At 71.9% G+C, this 16,162-nt stretch carries 17 protein-coding genes; 12 read left to right on the top strand and 5 right to left on the bottom strand.

All coding sequences use genetic code 11. The annotated features are described in order from the left end of the window. Nucleotides 1-84 precede the first annotated feature (84 nt). The 8 genes from ACIP9D_RS03510 (at nt 85) to ACIP9D_RS03475 (ending at nt 8,241) form a co-directional block, all read left to right on the top strand. Nucleotides 85-1,611, top strand: a complete 1,527-nt coding sequence (locus ACIP9D_RS03510) for an alkaline phosphatase D family protein (protein WP_350870563.1) — start codon at nt 85-87, stop codon at nt 1,609-1,611. A gap of 13 nt (nt 1,612-1,624) precedes the next feature. Then, the gene (locus tag ACIP9D_RS03505) at nt 1,625-2,953 is read left to right on the top strand and encodes a hypothetical protein (RefSeq protein ID WP_350870560.1); all 1,329 of its coding nucleotides are present in this window, start codon (nt 1,625-1,627) and stop codon (nt 2,951-2,953) included. A 117-nt stretch (nt 2,954-3,070) separates the two neighbouring features. Next, the gene (locus ACIP9D_RS03500; RefSeq protein WP_350870557.1) at nt 3,071-3,448 is read left to right on the top strand and encodes a TraR/DksA C4-type zinc finger protein; all 378 of its coding nucleotides are present in this window, start codon (nt 3,071-3,073) and stop codon (nt 3,446-3,448) included. 236 nt (nt 3,449-3,684) lie between these two features. Next, nucleotides 3,685-4,872: an RNA ligase RtcB family protein gene (locus tag ACIP9D_RS03495; protein ID WP_350870555.1), complete on the top strand. Its 1,188-nt coding sequence runs from the start codon at nt 3,685-3,687 to the stop codon at nt 4,870-4,872. Next, on the top strand, nt 4,869-5,492 hold the full coding sequence (prfH, locus tag ACIP9D_RS03490; RefSeq protein WP_350870552.1) for a peptide chain release factor H: 624 nt from the start codon (nt 4,869-4,871) through the stop codon (nt 5,490-5,492). Before ACIP9D_RS03495 ends, prfH begins: the two co-directional genes overlap by 4 nt. A 246-nt stretch (nt 5,493-5,738) precedes the next feature. Further along, a complete protein-coding gene (locus ACIP9D_RS03485; protein ID WP_350870549.1) occupies nt 5,739-6,518 on the top strand; it encodes a basic amino acid ABC transporter substrate-binding protein in 780 nt (259 codons plus the stop codon). An 83-nt stretch (nt 6,519-6,601) separates the two neighbouring features. Further along, nucleotides 6,602-7,396, top strand: coding sequence for an amino acid ABC transporter permease (locus tag ACIP9D_RS03480; protein WP_350870546.1), 795 nt, complete (start codon nt 6,602-6,604; stop codon nt 7,394-7,396). Between the two features lie 5 nt (nt 7,397-7,401). Continuing rightward, entirely contained in the window at nt 7,402-8,241 is an 840-nt protein-coding gene (locus tag ACIP9D_RS03475; RefSeq protein WP_350870543.1) for an amino acid ABC transporter ATP-binding protein, read from the top strand. Nucleotides 8,242-8,301: 60 nt separating this feature from the next. Here ACIP9D_RS03475 and ACIP9D_RS03470 read toward each other — a convergent pair whose 3' ends face one another. From ACIP9D_RS03470 to ACIP9D_RS03460, 3 genes are all read right to left on the bottom strand, one after another. After that, entirely contained in the window at nt 8,302-9,564 is a 1,263-nt protein-coding gene (locus ACIP9D_RS03470; protein WP_350870541.1) for a hypothetical protein, read from the bottom strand. A 61-nt stretch (nt 9,565-9,625) separates the two neighbouring features. Continuing rightward, the gene (locus ACIP9D_RS03465) at nt 9,626-10,459 is read right to left on the bottom strand and encodes an aldo/keto reductase (protein ID WP_350870538.1); all 834 of its coding nucleotides are present in this window, start codon (nt 10,457-10,459) and stop codon (nt 9,626-9,628) included. 191 nt (nt 10,460-10,650) lie between these two features. After that, nucleotides 10,651-11,241, bottom strand: a complete 591-nt coding sequence (locus ACIP9D_RS03460; RefSeq protein WP_350870536.1) for a dienelactone hydrolase family protein — start codon at nt 11,239-11,241, stop codon at nt 10,651-10,653. A 64-nt stretch (nt 11,242-11,305) separates the two neighbouring features. On the opposite strand from ACIP9D_RS03460, the gene ACIP9D_RS03455 reads away from it, so the two are divergent. Both ACIP9D_RS03455 and ACIP9D_RS03450 read left to right on the top strand, forming a co-directional pair. Continuing rightward, entirely contained in the window at nt 11,306-11,917 is a 612-nt protein-coding gene (locus tag ACIP9D_RS03455) for a helix-turn-helix domain-containing protein (RefSeq protein ID WP_350870533.1), read from the top strand. 228 nt (nt 11,918-12,145) lie between these two features. Then, nucleotides 12,146-12,862, top strand: coding sequence for an alpha/beta fold hydrolase (locus ACIP9D_RS03450; protein WP_350870531.1), 717 nt, complete (start codon nt 12,146-12,148; stop codon nt 12,860-12,862). An 89-nt stretch (nt 12,863-12,951) separates the two neighbouring features. Here ACIP9D_RS03450 and ACIP9D_RS03445 read toward each other — a convergent pair whose 3' ends face one another. Both ACIP9D_RS03445 and ACIP9D_RS03440 read right to left on the bottom strand, forming a co-directional pair. Next, nucleotides 12,952-13,767: an SAM-dependent methyltransferase gene (locus ACIP9D_RS03445; RefSeq protein WP_350870530.1), complete on the bottom strand. Its 816-nt coding sequence runs from the start codon at nt 13,765-13,767 to the stop codon at nt 12,952-12,954. A gap of 114 nt (nt 13,768-13,881) precedes the next feature. Beyond that, nucleotides 13,882-14,367 (bottom strand): FBP domain-containing protein, encoded by a 486-nt coding sequence (locus ACIP9D_RS03440; protein ID WP_350870528.1) that lies wholly within the window; start codon nt 14,365-14,367, stop codon nt 13,882-13,884. A 58-nt stretch (nt 14,368-14,425) separates the two neighbouring features. Between ACIP9D_RS03440 and ACIP9D_RS03435 the strand changes: the two genes are divergently transcribed. Continuing rightward, nucleotides 14,426-14,995: a WHG domain-containing protein gene (locus ACIP9D_RS03435; protein ID WP_350870526.1), complete on the top strand. Its 570-nt coding sequence runs from the start codon at nt 14,426-14,428 to the stop codon at nt 14,993-14,995. Nucleotides 14,996-15,191: 196 nt separating this feature from the next. Further along, nucleotides 15,192-16,127 carry a rhomboid family intramembrane serine protease gene (locus tag ACIP9D_RS03430; RefSeq protein ID WP_400449243.1) on the top strand — a complete coding sequence of 312 codons (936 nt, stop codon included), beginning with the start codon at nt 15,192-15,194 and terminating at the stop codon, nt 16,125-16,127. Nucleotides 16,128-16,162: the final 35 nt, after the last annotated feature.

The raw sequence follows: 16,162 nt of genomic DNA, 5'->3' as shown, positions 1-16,162 counted from the left end.
CGCCTTGGCGCGGACAGCATGGTGTCACTTCGGATTCCGCGCGACACCGCTCGCCGTTCATCGACGATCACGAAGGTATGGCTCATGACAAGGCTGAGCCGTCGTATCTTCGTCCTCAGTGGACTCGCTGCCGCGGGCGCCGCGGTGACCCCCTGGCAGGGCGCCCGGGCCGCGGTGCCGTACCCCTTCAAACTCGGTGTGGCGTCCGGGGACCCGGCGCCCGACAGCGTCGTGCTCTGGACCCGGCTGGCACCCGCGCCGCTGAACGCCGACGGGCAGGGTGGCATGGCCAACGCGGACGTGACCGTCGAGTGGCAGGTGTCGACCACCGACCGCTTCTCCTCGCTCGTCGCCTCCGGATCGGTGGTGGCCCGCTACGCCGACGCGCACTCGGTGCACGTGATCGCCGGCGGGCTCGCCGCCGACTCCGACTACTACTACCGGTTCCGGGCCCAGGGTCACATCTCCCCGGTCGGGCGCACACGTACCGCCCCGGCGCCCAGCTCCTTCGGCCGCGACCTGGTGATGGCCTTCGCCTCCTGCGCCCACTACGAGACCGGCTACTACACCGCCTACCGCCGGATGGCCGAGGAGAACCCCGGGCTGGTCCTGCACCTCGGCGACTACATCTACGAGGGCGGCACCAACACCTCCGCGGTACGGCAGCACGTCGGCAGCGAGATCGTGTCGCTGGCCGACTACCGACGCCGGTACGCGCTCTACAAGTCGGACCCGGACCTGCAGGCGGCGCACGCGGCGGCGCCCTGGCTGGTGGTGCCCGACGACCACGAGGTGGAGAACAACTACGCCAACATGGTCCGCGCGGACAGCAGCCCGGCGCTGACTGCCGCGCAGTGGACCGCCCGGCGTACCGCCGCGTACCGGGCCTACTACGAGAACATGCCGCTGCGGCCGACCGCGGCGCCGAGCGGCAACAGCATTCCGCTGTACCGCCGCGTGCGGTGGGGGCAGCTGGCCACCTTCCACATGCTCGACACCCGGCAGTTCCGCGACGACCAGGCGTGCGGCGACGGCTGGAAGGTCTGCACGGACGCGGACCTGGCCTCCCGGTCGCTGACCGGCGCGACGCAGGAGAGCTGGCTGCTCGACGGGCTGGCGCAGCACTACGGCACCTGGGACATCCTCGGCCAGCAGGTGTTCTTCGCCCGCCAGTTCGAGGCGAGCGGGGCAGCGAACATGGACGCCTGGGACGGGTACCGGGCCTCCCGCAGCCGGATCCAGACCGGCTGGCAGCAGCGCGGGGTGCGCAACCCGCTGGTGCTCACCGGCGACGTGCACAAGGCGTGGGCGAACGAGCTCAAGGCCGACTACGCCAACCCGTCCTCCGCCACGATCGGCACCGAGCTGGTCTGCACCTCGATCACCTCCGGCGGCAACGGCAGCGGCAGCACCACCATTCCGAACGCGGCGACCAACCCGCACCTGAAGTTCCATTCGGACCGGCGCGGCTACGTGCGTACCACGATCGGCCGCAGCCAGGTCCGGGCGGACTTCCGCGCGGTCAGCACGGTGACCGAGCACGGCGCCGCCGCGTCCACGGTGCGCTCGTTCGTCATTCTCGACGGCCAGCCCGGCCTGCAGGCCGGCTAGGAGGAGACCACAGATGTCAGCATTCACCGCACTGCTCGCCGCGTCCGTGCTGGTCCCGGGCGTGATCGCGGCCGCTGCCCCGGCGCCGATCGCGGTGACCGCCGCGGCGGTCAGCTGGACCACCGCCAACAGCGCCTCCGTCGGCGACCAGGACCTGCCCGCCATCGCGATGAACCGCACCGGGAAGGTCGCGGTGGTCTGGGAGGACGACCGGGACAGCACCGGCCCCGAGGACGACACCCACAGCGAGATCTTCCTGCGCCTGTTCGGCGACGGCACCCCGGCCTATGAGCTGAAGCTCTCCGGCGGCGGCACCAGCGGCGCCGCCTGGCGCCACATCAGCCCGGACGTGGGGCTCGACGACCGGGGCAACGCGGTGGTGGCCTGGGCCGCCGACGGCGACGGCAACGGCGTCTACAACATCCAGTACCGGGTGGTGTCGCCGGCCGGCGTGGTGCTCGGGTCGGGGCAGGCCAACGCCAGCGACGCCGGCCAGCAGATCTGGCCGAGGGTGGCGGTCGATCCGGACGGCGCGCCCAACAACGCCGCCGCGGTCGGTTTCACCGTGGTCTGGGAGGACGTGCAGGGGACCGCCCCCGCCACCGTCAAGGCCGCGGGCTTCACCGCCGCCACCACCAAGGCGTACGAGGTGACGGCCTCGCAGACGACGGGTGCGCACCATCGCCCCGACGTGGCGGTGTCCGCCTCCGGTGAGGCGCTGGTGGTCTGGGACGAGGACGCCGACGCGAACGGCGCGTACAACATCGGGTTGACCCGGCTGGCGCGGTCTAACGGGGCGGTGGCGCTGTCCCGGCGGACGGCCAACGCGCAGAGCGGCGGGCAGCAGCAGCGTGCCTCGGTGGCCGCGAACTTCGCCGGTGACTTCACGATCGCCTGGGAGTCCGACCACACCGGCACCCGCGGCGTCTGGGGGCGCTCGTTCACCGTGGCCGGCGCCCCGCGGCACGCCGAGGTCGAGGTCTCCACCGGCGCCGGGGCCACCGGCGCCGGGGCCGGCATCGACGACCAGGGCAACGTGGTGGTGGGCTGGACGGTGTCCGGCGCCAACCCGGACGTCTGGGCGCGCGGCCTCAACCCGGACGGTACGACCACCGGCCGGCTGGCCGCCCAGGCGCTGAGCCAGACCACGACGGGCCGGCAGGACCAGATGGCCGTCGCCGCCTCCCCCTGGGGCGAGGTGAGCGTCTGCTACACCGACGACAACGACGGGAACTCGTTCGACCAGGTGCTTCTCGGCCTCGGGGCGACGAACTCGACCTGGCTGATGTCGGCCGAGGAGTTGCGCCGGCTGAAGGCGCGGGGCGCGCCGACCGCGGGCTGAGCCGACCGGCCGGGGCCCGGTGCGCAGGCTCGCCGCCCGCGCACCGGGCCTGCTGCGTGCGCGCGCCGCCGGGTCGCGGTGGCCGCCCCGGCGACGACGTGCGCCTACGCTGGGTCGATGGCTGACACTCCGGACCGCGCCGACGGGGCCGTCGTCGGCGCCGTCGGGCGGCTCCGGGCCGAACGCGCCCACACGATCGAGCAGATCGACCACCTGACCAGGGTCGTCGCCGGGATCATCGCCGCCGCGTCGTCGGAGAACACCGATGACGAGCACGACCCGGAGGGCCAGACGATCGCCTTCGAGCGTGCCCAGGCGAGCGCGCTCCTGCGGGAGGCTCGGGAGCGGCTCGCGTCGATCGACCGCGCCGTGGACCGGATCGACGACGACAGCTACGACCGCTGCGAACGGTGCGGCGGGCCGATCGGGTCGGAGCGGCTCGAGGCGCTCCCGGCCACCCGCACCTGCATCGCCTGCGCCTCCTCCCGCCGCTGAACCGGACTCCCACCGGCCGCGCCGGACGACAGGGGAGGGCCGCCTCCCGACCCCTTGGAGCTGGACGGCAGGGTCTCCGCCCTCTCCGCGGGCGAAAACGGCTTGCCGGCCCGGGGTGGGCTCGGGGAGGCTGCTCGCCATGACGTTCTGACGGACAGCACCCAGCCAGCCCGCGATCCCGGCGCCGATCGGCGCCGCGACGCCGTCCGCCACCCTTTCTCCGGGAGAGAACGTCCTTGTCTGAGCAAGACCCCCGGCGGGATTCACCGCCGCAGTCCACCTCGGCCTCCGTCACCGTGTTCGCCTCAGCCGGGAGCTGGATCGAGTCCGACGCCCTGGCACAGTGCCAGCAGGTGGCCGCCCTCGACGGCATGATCCACGTCGCCGCGATGCCGGACCTGCACCCCGGCAAGGGCGCACCGATCGGCGCCGCCATGGCGTCGACCGTGCTGTACCCGTTCCTGGTCGGCTCCGACATCGGATGCGGCATCGCCGTGTTCCCGATCAGGCTGAAGCGCGTCGTACCCGAGCGGCTCGCCGCCCGGTTCCCCGACCTCGACCGCGCGCTCGACCCCGAGCGCGATGCCGGCGACCCGGCGTGGGCCGTGCTGGCGGGCGACGTTCCCGCCGGTCATCTGGACGGACTCGGGACGGTCGGCCGGGGTAACCACTTCGTCGAGCTGGCGCGGATCGGAACCGTCCTCGACCCCGACCACGCGGACCGGCTCGGGCTCGACGCCGGCGACCTCGTGCTCGTCGTCCACACCGGTTCCCGAGGGCTGGGCGAGCGGATCCTGCGGGCGCACACCGAGCTGCACGGCGCGGGCCGCGCCGTCGATCCCGCCGCCTACCTGGCCATGCACGACGACGCCGTCCGCTGGGGATCGCTCAACCGACGGTTGCTGGCCGCCCGGGTCGCCCACGCACTGGGCGCCGAAACCAGCGAGCCGATCGTCGACCAGTGCCACAACCTGGTGGAGGTGCGCGACGGGGTCTACCTGCACCGTAAGGGTGCGGCGCCCGGTGACGGTCGGGACGTGCTCATCGCCGGCACCCGCGGCACCCCCTCCTACCTGGTGGCCGCGCACGCCGGCCCGGAGGCCAATCATTCGGTGGCGCACGGCGCGGGTCGCAAGATGTCCCGCGCCGACGCGCTGCGCCGAGGCCGGGCCAAGCACACCGTCGAGGAGCTGCGCCGCACCCCGGTGGGGTCGCTGGTGGTGTGCGGTGATCGCCAGCTGCTCTTCGAGGAGGCCCCGACGGCCTACAAGCGCATCGAGCAGGTGATCGCCGACCTCGTCGACCACGACCTGGCCACGCCCGTGGCCACCACGGTCCCCCTGGTCACGTACAAGACGGCGGACCTCGGGCCGGCACCGGCACGGGACCGTCGGGACCGCCGGCGCAGGGGCGGCCGAGCGTGAGCGTCCACCTGTTCCTGTCGGCCGGGCGTGGCCCGCAGGAGTGCGCCTGGGCGCTGGCGCGGCTGCTGCGCCGGCTGGAGGCCGACGCCACCCGGCACGATCTGCGGACCCATCGGATCGAGACCGTCCCCGGCGACCGGCCCGGCACCTACCGATCGGTCCTGGTCCGGATCTCCGGCGACGACGCCGAGGGCTTCGCCACCTCGTGGACCGGCACCCTCTGCTGGCAGGCCGCCAGCCCCTACCGGGCCGCCACGGGCCGCAAGAACTGGTACGTCATCGCCCGGCCGTGCGAGGTCGACACCCCGCGCGGCGACTTCTCCGAGGCGGATGTCGAAATCGTCGCCTGCCGCACCGGCGGCCCCGGCGGCCAACACCGGAACAAGGCCAGCACGGCGGTGCGGGCGACCCACCGCCCCTCCGGGCTGGTCGTCGTGGTCGACACCGAGCGGCAGTTCAGCCTCAACCGCCGCCTGGCCCTGCAGCGGCTGCGGCAGCGCATCGAGCGGGGTGACGAGGCGACGGCCCGGTCGGTCACCACCGGCCGTTGGCGCATCCACGACGAGCTGGTCCGCGGCAACCCCACCCGCGTCGAACGGCCCGGACCTGACGTCGACTGACGACCCGGGTGACGCGCTCGGCGGGCGTCCCGGACGTCCGGTTGCCTGCCGACTGCCCGATTACTGAGTGTGACGGGTTGCACCATCGGCTCAACGCCTGGACGTGATCTAGGTAAGGCCATTCACATCAGGTACCGTCGCCTGTCACACCGTCTTTGCACGAACCTTGGCCGCCTGTCACAGGGGCCGAAACGGAGGGACCTCGCCGTGAACTTCCATAGCGCAGTCCGCAAGGCTGGCTTGATCGTGGCGATCGGCGCTCTCGCGGTGACCGCGGGATGCGCCAAGAAGGACGAGGGCGAGGTCCAGGCGAGCGGGGTCAAGCTGGTCGAGAAGGACAAGCTGACGGTCTGCACCCACCTGCCGTACGCGCCGTTCCAGTCGAAGGACGCCAGCGGCAAGGTCGTCGGGTTCGACGTCGACGTGATCGACCTGGTGGCCAAGGAACTGGGCGCCGAGCAGAAGATCATCGACACGCCGTTCGAGGGCATCAAGTCCGGCCAGGACCTGAACACCGGCAAGTGCGACGTGGCCGCGGCGGGCATGACGATCACCGAGGAACGGCAGAAGGTCATGAACTTCTCCGATCCGTACTTCGACGCCACTCAGGCTCTGCTGGTCAAGACCGGTAAGCCGTACAAGTCGTTCGACGACCTCAAGGGCAAGAAGGTCGGCGTCCAGGCGGCGACCACCGGCCGCGACTACGCGCGCAAGCACGAGGCCGAGAAGGGCCTGCAGCTCGTCGAGTTCGAGGACCTCGCCGCCCTGCAGCAGGCCCTCGCCAACGGTCAGGTCGAGGCCGCCGTCAACGACCTGCCGGTCTGGACCGAGTACATCAAGGAGCACCAGGGCGGGTTCGAGGTCACGGCCGAATTCGACACCGGCGAGCAGTACGGGTTCTCGGTGAAGAAGGACAGCAACCCGGAGCTGCTCAAGAAGATCAACGAGGTGCTCGCGAAGGCCAAGCAGGACGGCACGTACGACAAGATCTACGAGAAGTGGATCGGCAAGCTGCCGAACGCGTGACCTGAGACTCCTGGCCGGAGGGCGTGCGCGGGGCGCGCGCCCTCCGCGTCGGTAACCTGCGCACAGTCAAGGAGCGCCGAACCGTGAAGCTGCGACGCCGCCAACGAGAGCGGCTGTCCCTCTGGCTCCAGTACCTGGCCTTTGTCGTTGTCATCGTGGCGGTGATCTTCGCCGCCGACTGGGGCCGGCTCAGCGATGCGTTCTTCCGCGTCGACATCATCAAGTCGATGTTCCCGACGATCATCACGGTCGCGCTGCGCAACACCATCCTCTACACGCTGGGCGCGTTCGCCTTCGGCCTCGTGTTCGGCACCCTGCTGGCGCTGATGCGGCTCTCCCGGGTGGCTCCGTACCGCTGGGTGGCGACGGCGTACATCGAGCTGTTCCGGGGCCTGCCCGCGCTGCTGGTGCTCTTCCTCGTCGGGTACGGCATCCCCATCGCCTTTCCTGAGCGGGAGATCCCCGGCGGTGTGTTCGGCTCGATCGCGATCGGTCTCGGGTTGACCGCCGCCGCCTACATGGCCGAAACCATCCGGGCCGGCATCCAGGCGGTGCCGAAGGGGCAGATGGAGGCGGCGCGCACGCTCGGCATGTCCCACTTCACCGCGCTGCGTACGATCATCATCCCGCAGGCGTTCCGGATCGTGATCCCGCCGCTGACGAACGAGCTCATCCTGCTCACCAAGGACTCGTCGTTGGCCTACGTGCTCGGCGTGACGGCGCAGACCATCGAGGTCACCAAGTTCGGTCGGGACACGCTCAACGACCGGGTGAACGCCACCCCCTTGCTGGTGGCCGGCTTCACCTACCTGATCATCACCCTGCCCCTGTCCCAGGTGGTACGACGCCTCGAACTCCGCTACGCCAAGGCTCGGTGACCCAGATGACGACCACCCAACCCCGGCCCGCCGTCGAGATCCGCGACCTGCACAAGTCCTTCGGGCCGCTCGAGGTGCTCAAGGGCATCGACTTCGAGGTCGGCCACGGCGAGGTGGTGTGCGTTATCGGGCCGTCCGGTTCCGGCAAGTCGACGCTGCTGCGGTGCGTCAACCTGCTCGAGGAGCCGAGCGCCGGCAAGATCTGGGTGAACGGCACCGAGATGACCGATCCGGACGTCGAGATCGACGCGGTACGCCGCGGTATCGGCATGGTCTTCCAGTCGTTCAACCTCTTTCCGCACCTGACCGTGCTGGACAACCTCACCATCGCCCAGCGCCGGGTGCTCAAGCGCGGCCGCGGCGCGGCCGAGCAGGTCGCCCGGGGCAACCTGGAACGGGTCGGCCTGATCGACAAGGCCGACGCGTTTCCCGCGCAGCTCTCCGGAGGCCAGCAGCAGCGGGTGGCGATCGCCCGGTCGCTGTCGATGGATCCCAAGCTGATGCTCTTCGACGAGCCGACCTCGGCGCTCGACCCGGAACTCGTCGGTGACGTCCTGACGGTCATGCGCAAGCTGGCCGAGGACGGCATGACGATGCTGGTCGTGACCCACGAGATGGCGTTCGCCCGGGACGTCGCCGACCGGGTCGTGTTCATGGACGGCGGTGTGGTGGTCGAGCAGGGGCCACCGCAGGACGTGCTCGGCGCGCCGAAGCACGAACGGACCCGCTCGTTCCTCTCCCGGGTCCTCGACCCGACCCACGTCGCCCAGCTCGGCCAGCCCGACCAGCGCCCCGAGCCGGCGGCCGGGCCGAGTCTGCCGGCCGACGACCACCGCGACCGTTGAGCGCCGTGCGGTCCTCCGCGCGCCGGACCGCTCGCTGACCCCGCCGTCGCGCGCGACCGGCTACGGCAGGGGCGCGAGATAGGCGAGCATCGCCGCGCGGCTGTCCGGCAGGCCGTACTCGCCGACGAGCATGGCGACGTTGCCGAACTCCTGCCCGTCGATCAGCCAGGGTTCGGGTGACCGGCCCAGCACCTCGGCGAGCCGACGTTGCCGGGGTGCCAGCGCCGCGGCCGGCGTCCCCGCCGGCGCCGGCCCGTCCGGGAACGCGAGGCGCAACGCCGTACCCAACACGGTCAACGACCGGTCGCCGCTGACCGCCGGGAGCCGGTCCAGCAGCGCGTCGAAGGCGCGCTCCGCGTGCTGCGGGCCGAGCTGCCGCAGCGCGAGTCCCGCGTAGCCGCCGAGGTCGCCGTCGAGAAACGGCACCCAGTCGTCCGCCGGTGCCATCGCCGAGTCGTCGGCCGGGGCGGTCGCGTCGGCGGGTGGGGCCGCCGTCCAGGCCAGCAGTTCGTCGACGGTAACCGGGTCGGCCCCGGCGCCCAGCACCCGGGCGCGGCCGACCGCGGCGCCCCAGCGGACCACCGGGCGCGCGTCGGTCAGCCACCGGTCGTCGGGCGCGACGCCGAGCAGCCCCCCGGCCACCAGCATGGTGGCCACCTCGCCCGGCGTGACCCCGGCTCGGGCGGGTTCCCGAGCGGCGTCGATCGCGCGGGCCAGCGCCGCCACACTGCCCGCGGCCTCCTCCGGAAACCAGGCGAGGGTGTAGGCCGCCCCGATCCGCAATCCCGGGTCGGGGTGGGCCAGCAGGGTGCGCAGCAGCGGCACTCCGGCCCGTACCGCGTCGTAGACCGCCAACTCGATGTACGCCCAGAACCGGGCCTGGTCCGACGGGTCCAGGGACTCGACGTACGCGTACTCGACGTACTCCTTCTCGGCCTCGTCGTCGCCAACCCACGGTGGTGGCTTTGCGGCGAGCAGCTCGCGCCCGCCCGCCGCGGCCCGGCGGTACCCGGTCACCGGGAAGCCGTCGGGCAGGACACTCTCGTCGTGCCCGACCGTCAGGGAGGCCAGCAGACCGAGTACCGCCGTCGGGTCCGGCGTCGCCGGATCGGCGAGCAGTTCCAGCAGGAACGGCACCGCGTACGCGCTCGCCTCGAACCGGCCACCCTGGTGGAGGATGTTGCTGTACAGCTCGCCCAGGGCCTCGTCGCGTACCGCCGGATCGGGCGATCGGAGCGCGCGCAGCTGGCCGGGCACGTCGTCGGCCGCCCCGTAGGCGTGGCCGAGCCGCCGCCACTGGATGTCGTCAAGTCCGTCGAGCACGCCCCATGCTCTCCCGGCCCCACGGCAACGTGCGGAGCGGGGCTGGTGCGGACGGGGTGGCTCAGAACTCCTCGTACGTCGCCGGATCCTGGCCCGCGAGGCGCCCGTCGGGGCGACCCAGCGCGGTGATGGCCTCGACCTCCTGGTCGGTGAGCTTGATGCCGAAGATGTCCAGGTTCTCGTCCTGCCGCTGCGGGGAGGCGGCCTTGGGCAGCGGGATCACCTGACGGGCCACGTGCCAGGCGAGGATGGCCTGCGCCGGGCTGATGCCGTGGGCGGCTGCGATCTCCACGACGGTGCGCTGCTGTTGCAGGTCGTTGCCCCGGCCGATCGGGCTCCAGGCCTGCACGAGGATCCCGTGCGCGCGGTGGAAGTCGATCGCCTCCTGCTGCGGGAAGTACGGGTGCACCTCGATCTGGTTGACGACCGGGGCGACACCGGTCTCGGCCACCAGCCGGTCGATGTGCTCGGGCAGGAAGTTGGAGAGACCGATGTGCTTGACGAGGCCGCGCTCACGCGCCTCGATCAGCGCGCGCCAGGCCTGCACGTACAGGTCGACCCTGGGGTTCGGCCAGTGGATCAGGTAGAGGTCGATCTGGTCCAGGCCGGTGCGGAACACGCTCTCCTCGATGGTGGTCAGCGCCTCGTCGTAGCGGTGGTGGCGTCCCGGCAGCTTCGAGGTGACCACCAGTTCGTCCCGTGCCTGCGCCGAGCGCGCGGCTCGACCCACCGCTCCCTCGTTCTCGTAGTTCACCGCGGAGTCGATCAACCGATAGCCCGTCGCGATCGCCTGACCGATCGCGACGGCGCCCTCCGAGCCGGTCAGCCGGTAGGTGCCGAGCCCGATCGCCGGCAACGTCGTGCCGTCGGCGGCCGTCAGGTGGGGGATCGCCATGGTTGCTCTGCCTCTCCGTCGACCGTGATCGGCCGGCCAGTCGCGGCACCGGGGGCCGGCTCGGTCAGGTGGGTGGTCCGCGGCTCGCCACCGGCGAGACGCGTTCTGACCCTACCCGCGCGAGCCGCGCCAGCCGGGTGGCCCGCGCCCCGGTGCCCCGGCCGAGAAGGGCACGGATGGCGGGGTGCGGCTCAGCCCACCCGGTCGAGGAAGGCCCGTGAGCGCTGCACCACCAGTGCGGCCGCCGCCGCGTCGTACGACGGCAGCGCGCTGTCGGTGAACAGGTGCTGGTCACCCGGATAGACGAAGAGCTCGCCCAGGTCGGATCCGACGATCTCGACCAGTTGGCGGGCGGCGTCGAGGTCACCCTCGAGCGCGAAGAACGGGTCCTTGTCCATGCCGTGGATCTGCACCGGGACCCCGTCGGGCCAGGGCCCGACGGCCCATTCGCCGGTGATCGGGAGGCAGGCCTCGTAGAGCAGCGCACCGCGCGCGTCGGGTCGGGTCTGCGCGAGCCGCTGCGCCGTGCCGGCGCCGTAGGAGAAGCCGCCGTACACCAGGCTCCTGGGCAGGTCGGCCAACGCCCGGTCGGCGCGGTCGTCGAGCACCGCGGCGCCGAGGCGCTCGGTCAACGCGAAGCCCTCCTCAAGGGTCGCCGGTCGCTCGCCGTCGAACAGGTCGGGGGTGTGCACGCGATGTCCGCCGGCGCGTAACTGCTCGGCGAACGCGCGCACCCCGTCGGTGAGCCCCCGCAGATGGTGGAAGAGGACCACGTCAGCCATCTCGTACACTCCTGTGATCAAACGGCGATGATGGAATGATCCATGATTCTAGAACGGTCGAGAAATGTCGGTCAATGAGCGGATCCCGGACTACGACCTCGACGAGCTGCTCGTGGTCACCGCGCCCGAGCAGCTGCGCGCCCTCGCGGACCCGCTGCGCGACACCCTGCTCGAACTGCTCCTCGAACGGGCGGCCACGGTCACCGAGATGGCGCGTGCCGTCGACCGGCCCAAGAGCAGCGTCGCCTACCACGTGAACCTTCTCGTCGACGCCGGCCTGCTCAAGGTGGTGCGCACCCGGCGGGTGCGGGCGATCGAGGAGCGGTACTACGGGCGCGTCGCCCGCACCCTCTACGTCGGCGCGCTGCACCGCCCCGAGGACAAGCAGGTCGTGGCCGCCATGAACGGGCTCGCCCAGGCGGCGACCGAGGCCGCCGCGGCCCACGCGGCCGACGACCTGCGGTGCACGCTGGTGCACGCGCGTATCCCGAGGGAGGAGGTGCGTAACTTCTGGGCGGAGGTCCAGGCCCTGGCCCGCAGGTTCGCCCAGATCCCGCGCGCCGGCGACCAGGTGTACGGCTTCGCCGCCGGCCTCTACCCGACCGATGCGCCCACCCTCCCGGACGCCGAGGGTGAACCCACAGGCCCGGACTCCGGCCCTGCCGCGCGCGGCTGACGGGCCGGCGGGCGTTCGTCGGCCCGCCGGGCGGGCCGACGTCGAGCGGAGACGGCACGCGTCAGCAGCCGGGCCGGCGCCCGCGCGACCCGGGCCGGAAGCCGCATCCCGTCGGTGCCACCCGGGTAGCCTGCGGTGGATGTGCCGCAGCTGCTGGTGTGATCCGCCAGCCCTGGGCTGGGACGGGAGAACATGGAATTGTCTGTTTCCGGGGGGCGTGCGCCGCTCGTGCTCCTGCACGGTCTGACCTTCGACCGGCGGCAGTGGGAGCCGCTGCTGCGTGAGCTGGACGTGGTCGATCCGGGCCGCCAGGCGCTGGCGCTGGATCTGCCCGGCCACGGCGGGTCTCCGCGCCAGGACTCCTATCGGACGGCGGACGTCGCCGAGTTCGTGCACGCGAAGGTGCGGGAGGCCGGCCTCGCGGATCCGGTGCTGGTGGGCCACTCCGTGGGGGCGGTCATCGCGACGGTGTACGCCGCCCGCTATCCGGCCCGCGCCGTGGTGAACCTGGACCAGCCGTTGCTACCCGGTCCGTTCGGGGCTGTCGTGCGTGCGGCGGAGCCGGTGTTGCGCGGCCCGGACTGGCGGCAGATCTGGGACCGCCTGCTGGCTGGAATGGGGATCGAGTCCCTCCCGGCTGATGCGCGCGCGATCGTGGAGACCGCGACCGACCCGCGACCGGACCTGTTGCTCGGCTACTGGGACGAGATCCTGCACGGTTCCGACGAGGCGATCACCGCCGAGCGGCGGCGGGATCTGACGGTCATCGGTGAGCGGGGGATCGGCTACCTGTGGGTCACCTCGTCGGAACCACCGGCGGCATACCGGGAGTGGCTGACCGCGGCGCTGCCGACGATCGACGTGACCGTGCTGCCCGGCGGTCACTTCCCGCATCTGGCTCATCCGGCGGAGCTCGCCAGGATGCTCGCGGACCTGCCCGAATAGCCGGGTCCGCGTCGGCGCCCTCACCGAGGCGCGCTCGGTTACCGCTGAACGGGCGGGGCGGCGATCGCTGCGCCGCCCGGCCCGTCCGGCTACGGCTTGCGGCCGACGGCCACCAGACCGGAGCTGCGGGACGGGTCGTCGGCGAAGTCCGCCGGATCGTCCGGGGCGGGCCGCCACTGCGGCAGCCACACCACGCCGGGCGCGACCAGGTCGAGGCCGGCGAAGAACCGCTCGAACTGCGGGCGGGTGCGCAGGTGGAACGGGGTCGCGGTGTTGCGCCGATACAGTCCCTGGGCGGTCTGCACGTCGTCGGGGTCGGCGTCCCCGCCGTCGGCGCAGGCGTGCGACGCCACCAGGTAGCTGCCCGGCGCGAGCGCCGCCCGCAACTGCCCCACCACGTCGTACGCCAGGTCGTCGTCGGGTACGAAGTGCAGGACCGCGCCCAGCAGCAGGCCGACCGGCTGGTCGAGATCGAGCAACGCCCGCACCCGCGGGTGCGTCAGGATGGCCTGCGGCTCCCGCAGGTCGCCCCGGACGGCGGTGGCCCGGTCGTTGCCGTGGAGAATCTCCAGGCTCTCCGACACGGCGACGGGGTCGATGTCCGCGTAGACCACCCGGGCGTCGGGCGCGATCTGCTGGGCGATCTCGTGCACGTTGCCCTCGGTCGGGATGCCCGAGCCGATGTCGAGGAACTGCCGCACCCCGGCTCCGGTCAGGTGACCCACGGCTCGCCGTAGGAACGCCCGGTTGGTGCGGGCCAGCACCGGCGCCAACGGGAACATCTGGGCCATCGCCTCGGCGGCGGCCCGGTCGGCCGGGAAGTTGTGCGTCCCGCCGAGGTGGTAGTCGTAGATCCTCGCCGCGCTCGCCGGCTTCGTCCCGCCGTCATCGTCCACACCGGACACCGTTGCGCCTCCCTGATGAGCGTCGCGACGCGTCCCCTGGCCTTCACGGGCCGAGTGGGACCGTTCCCGCGGCACCCTACCGAAAAGCGCGCACCCGGATCGGGTGAGCGGTGCTCACCCGGCCACCTTCTGCAGAAAGGCGTCGAGGCTGCTGGTGGTCCGTTCGATCTTCTGCTCCAGCGTGATCGACTCGTCGATGCGTCGCCCGGCGTCCTTCTTCCCCCGCAGGTAGAGCGAGCAGGCCAGGTCGGTGCAGAGGTAGGCGCCGACCGAGTTGCCCTGCCGCCCCTCCTTGCCCGCCTTGCGCGCGGTCATCAGCGAGACGCCGTCCGCGGTGTGCGTGGTCAGGCAGAACGAGCACATGCTGCGCCGCGCCTGCCCGGTCTGGGCGGCCACCCGGAGGGCGACCCCGATGAGCCCGTTGGGGGACTCGGCGATCAGGTAGGCCCGCTCGGGCGCGGACGGGTCACGCCAGCCGAAGAAGTCAAGGTCGTCCCAGGGGCGGGTGGCCAGGTCCTTGGGCACGGCCAGGCGCTGCGTCTCGCCCTTGGTGCAGTTGACGAAGGAGGCGCGGACGGCGGCTTCGGTCACCGGGTTCATAGGCATTACTCTAGTATGCCTAGGCAAGCGCTTTAATTCTCTAGGTGGAGCGTGACACATGGCACGTGCGGGCCTGACCCCCGAGCGGCTGACCCTGGCGGCGGCTGAGCTGGCCGACGAGGTCGGCCTGGAGAACGTGACGATTTCGGCGCTCGCGCGCCTTTTCGGGGTGAAGGACGCAAGCCTCTACTTCCATCTCAAGAACGTGCAGGACCTGCGGATCCGGGTGGCGGGGCTGGCCCTGACCGAGCTCGCCGACCGGGTCGCCGACGCGCTCGCCGGCCGGGCGGGCAAGGACGCGCTGGTGGCCTTCGCCAACGCCTACCGCGACTACGCGAAGCGGCACCCGGGCAGGTATGCCGCGATGCAGGTCGACCTCGACCCGGAGACCGCGGCCGCGAGCGCGGCCCGCCGGCACTCGGAGATGACACGGGCGATCCTGCGCGGCTACCAGCTCTCCGAGCCCGACCAGACGGACGCGATCCGGATGCTGCACAGCACCTTCCACGGCTACGTGTCGCTGGAGCGGACCGGTGGCTTCCGCCACCACCCCCGCACCGCGGACGTGTCGTGGTCCAGAGCCCTCGACGCCCTCGACGCCGTCCTCAGGAACTGGCCGCCGGAGTGACCTCCGCCGTGGCCGACCAGGGATTCGGCGCGTGCGGTCCGGCTCCGGTGCCGGCCGGCACGACCGGCACCGGACGGGGAGGCGCGCGCCGGTCCTGACCGCTACCATGACGCGGCTGACGCGTCCGGAGGCGTATCACCCGGCCACCGACGCGCCGCCACCCCAGCGACAGACCTCCCAGGATCCGGACACCTCAATGGACAGTTTGAACACCGAGCAACCACCGTCCGAGGCGAACGCCACCTGCTTCCGGCACCCTCGTCGGGAGACGTACGTGCGGTGCACCCGGTGTGACCGTTCCATCTGCCCGGACTGCATGCGCGAGGCGCCCGTCGGTTTCCGCTGCCCCGAGTGCATCCGCTCGGAGAACCGCACGGTGCGGCAGTCCCGTACCGTCTTCGGCGGCCGGGCGCTCGGCCGGCCGGTGGCGACGTACGTGCTGATCGGCCTCAACGTCCTGGTCTACCTGGCCGAGCTGGTGTGGCCGGCGATCATCAGTCGGTTCGACAGCCTGGGCACCGGCCTGGTCGACGAGAGCGGCCGCTACTTCGTCGACGACGGCGGCAGCTACGCCGGCTACCAGCTCGTCGGCATCGCGCACGGCGAGTGGTACCGCCTTATCACCTCGGCCTTCCTGCACACCGAACCGACCCAGGGCTTCTTCGGGATAACCCACATCCTGTTCAACCTGTACTGGATCTGGGTGCTCGGGCGGATCCTGGAGGAGCGGCTGGGCGTGCTGCGCTTCCTCGCCGTCTATTTGCTCTCGGCCCTCGGCGGCTCGGTGCTGTTCTTCCTGGTCGATCCGCACTCCGCCGCGATCGGCGCGTCCGGCGCGGTCTACGGCCTGGCAGCCTGCTACTACGTGGTCAGCCGCCGACTGCGCTACGAGCCACTCGACCGCAACCGGATGCTGATCCTGTTGACGGTGTGGTTGGTGATCTCCGCCGGGTTCACCGCCTGGCAGGGCCACCTCGGTGGCCTGCTGGTCGGTGCCGCGGCAGCCGCGGGAATGGCTTACGCGCCGCAGCGCCGCCGTGGCCTCGCGCAGGCGGCCGTGGCAGTGGCGCTCGCGGTCCTGCTCCTGGCGCTGGTCGTGCTGAAGGCGCTGAACCTCGACCCGGCCGCCTGACCTGGTCCTGCCCCTTAACGGTTCGACGGCTCCGC

The sequence above is a fragment of the Micromonospora sp. NPDC093243 genome (assembly GCF_044753725.1).
In the GTDB taxonomy this organism is placed as follows: Bacteria; Actinomycetota; Actinomycetes; order Mycobacteriales; family Micromonosporaceae; genus Micromonospora.
This window is presented reverse-complemented; position numbering and strand designations above follow the sequence as displayed.

What these genes read in the sequence shown, in the direction of transcription:
- ACIP9D_RS03440 (WP_350870528.1), bottom strand. Translation starts at nt 14,367, where the DNA reads ATGAACCCGGTGACCGAAGCCGCCGTCCGCGCCTCCTTCGTCAACTGC.
- ACIP9D_RS03460 (WP_350870536.1), bottom strand. Translation starts at nt 11,241, where the DNA reads ATGGCTGACGTGGTCCTCTTCCACCATCTGCGGGGGCTCACCGACGGG.
- ACIP9D_RS03475 (WP_350870543.1), top strand. Translation starts at nt 7,402, where the DNA reads ATGACGACCACCCAACCCCGGCCCGCCGTCGAGATCCGCGACCTGCAC.
- ACIP9D_RS03455 (WP_350870533.1), top strand. Translation starts at nt 11,306, where the DNA reads ATGTCGGTCAATGAGCGGATCCCGGACTACGACCTCGACGAGCTGCTC.
- ACIP9D_RS03505 (WP_350870560.1), top strand. Translation starts at nt 1,625, where the DNA reads ATGTCAGCATTCACCGCACTGCTCGCCGCGTCCGTGCTGGTCCCGGGC.
- ACIP9D_RS03510 (WP_350870563.1), top strand. Translation starts at nt 85, where the DNA reads ATGACAAGGCTGAGCCGTCGTATCTTCGTCCTCAGTGGACTCGCTGCC.
- ACIP9D_RS03430 (WP_400449243.1), top strand. Translation starts at nt 15,192, where the DNA reads ATGGACAGTTTGAACACCGAGCAACCACCGTCCGAGGCGAACGCCACC.
- ACIP9D_RS03500 (WP_350870557.1), top strand. Translation starts at nt 3,071, where the DNA reads ATGGCTGACACTCCGGACCGCGCCGACGGGGCCGTCGTCGGCGCCGTC.
- ACIP9D_RS03435 (WP_350870526.1), top strand. Translation starts at nt 14,426, where the DNA reads ATGGCACGTGCGGGCCTGACCCCCGAGCGGCTGACCCTGGCGGCGGCT.
- ACIP9D_RS03465 (WP_350870538.1), bottom strand. Translation starts at nt 10,459, where the DNA reads ATGGCGATCCCCCACCTGACGGCCGCCGACGGCACGACGTTGCCGGCG.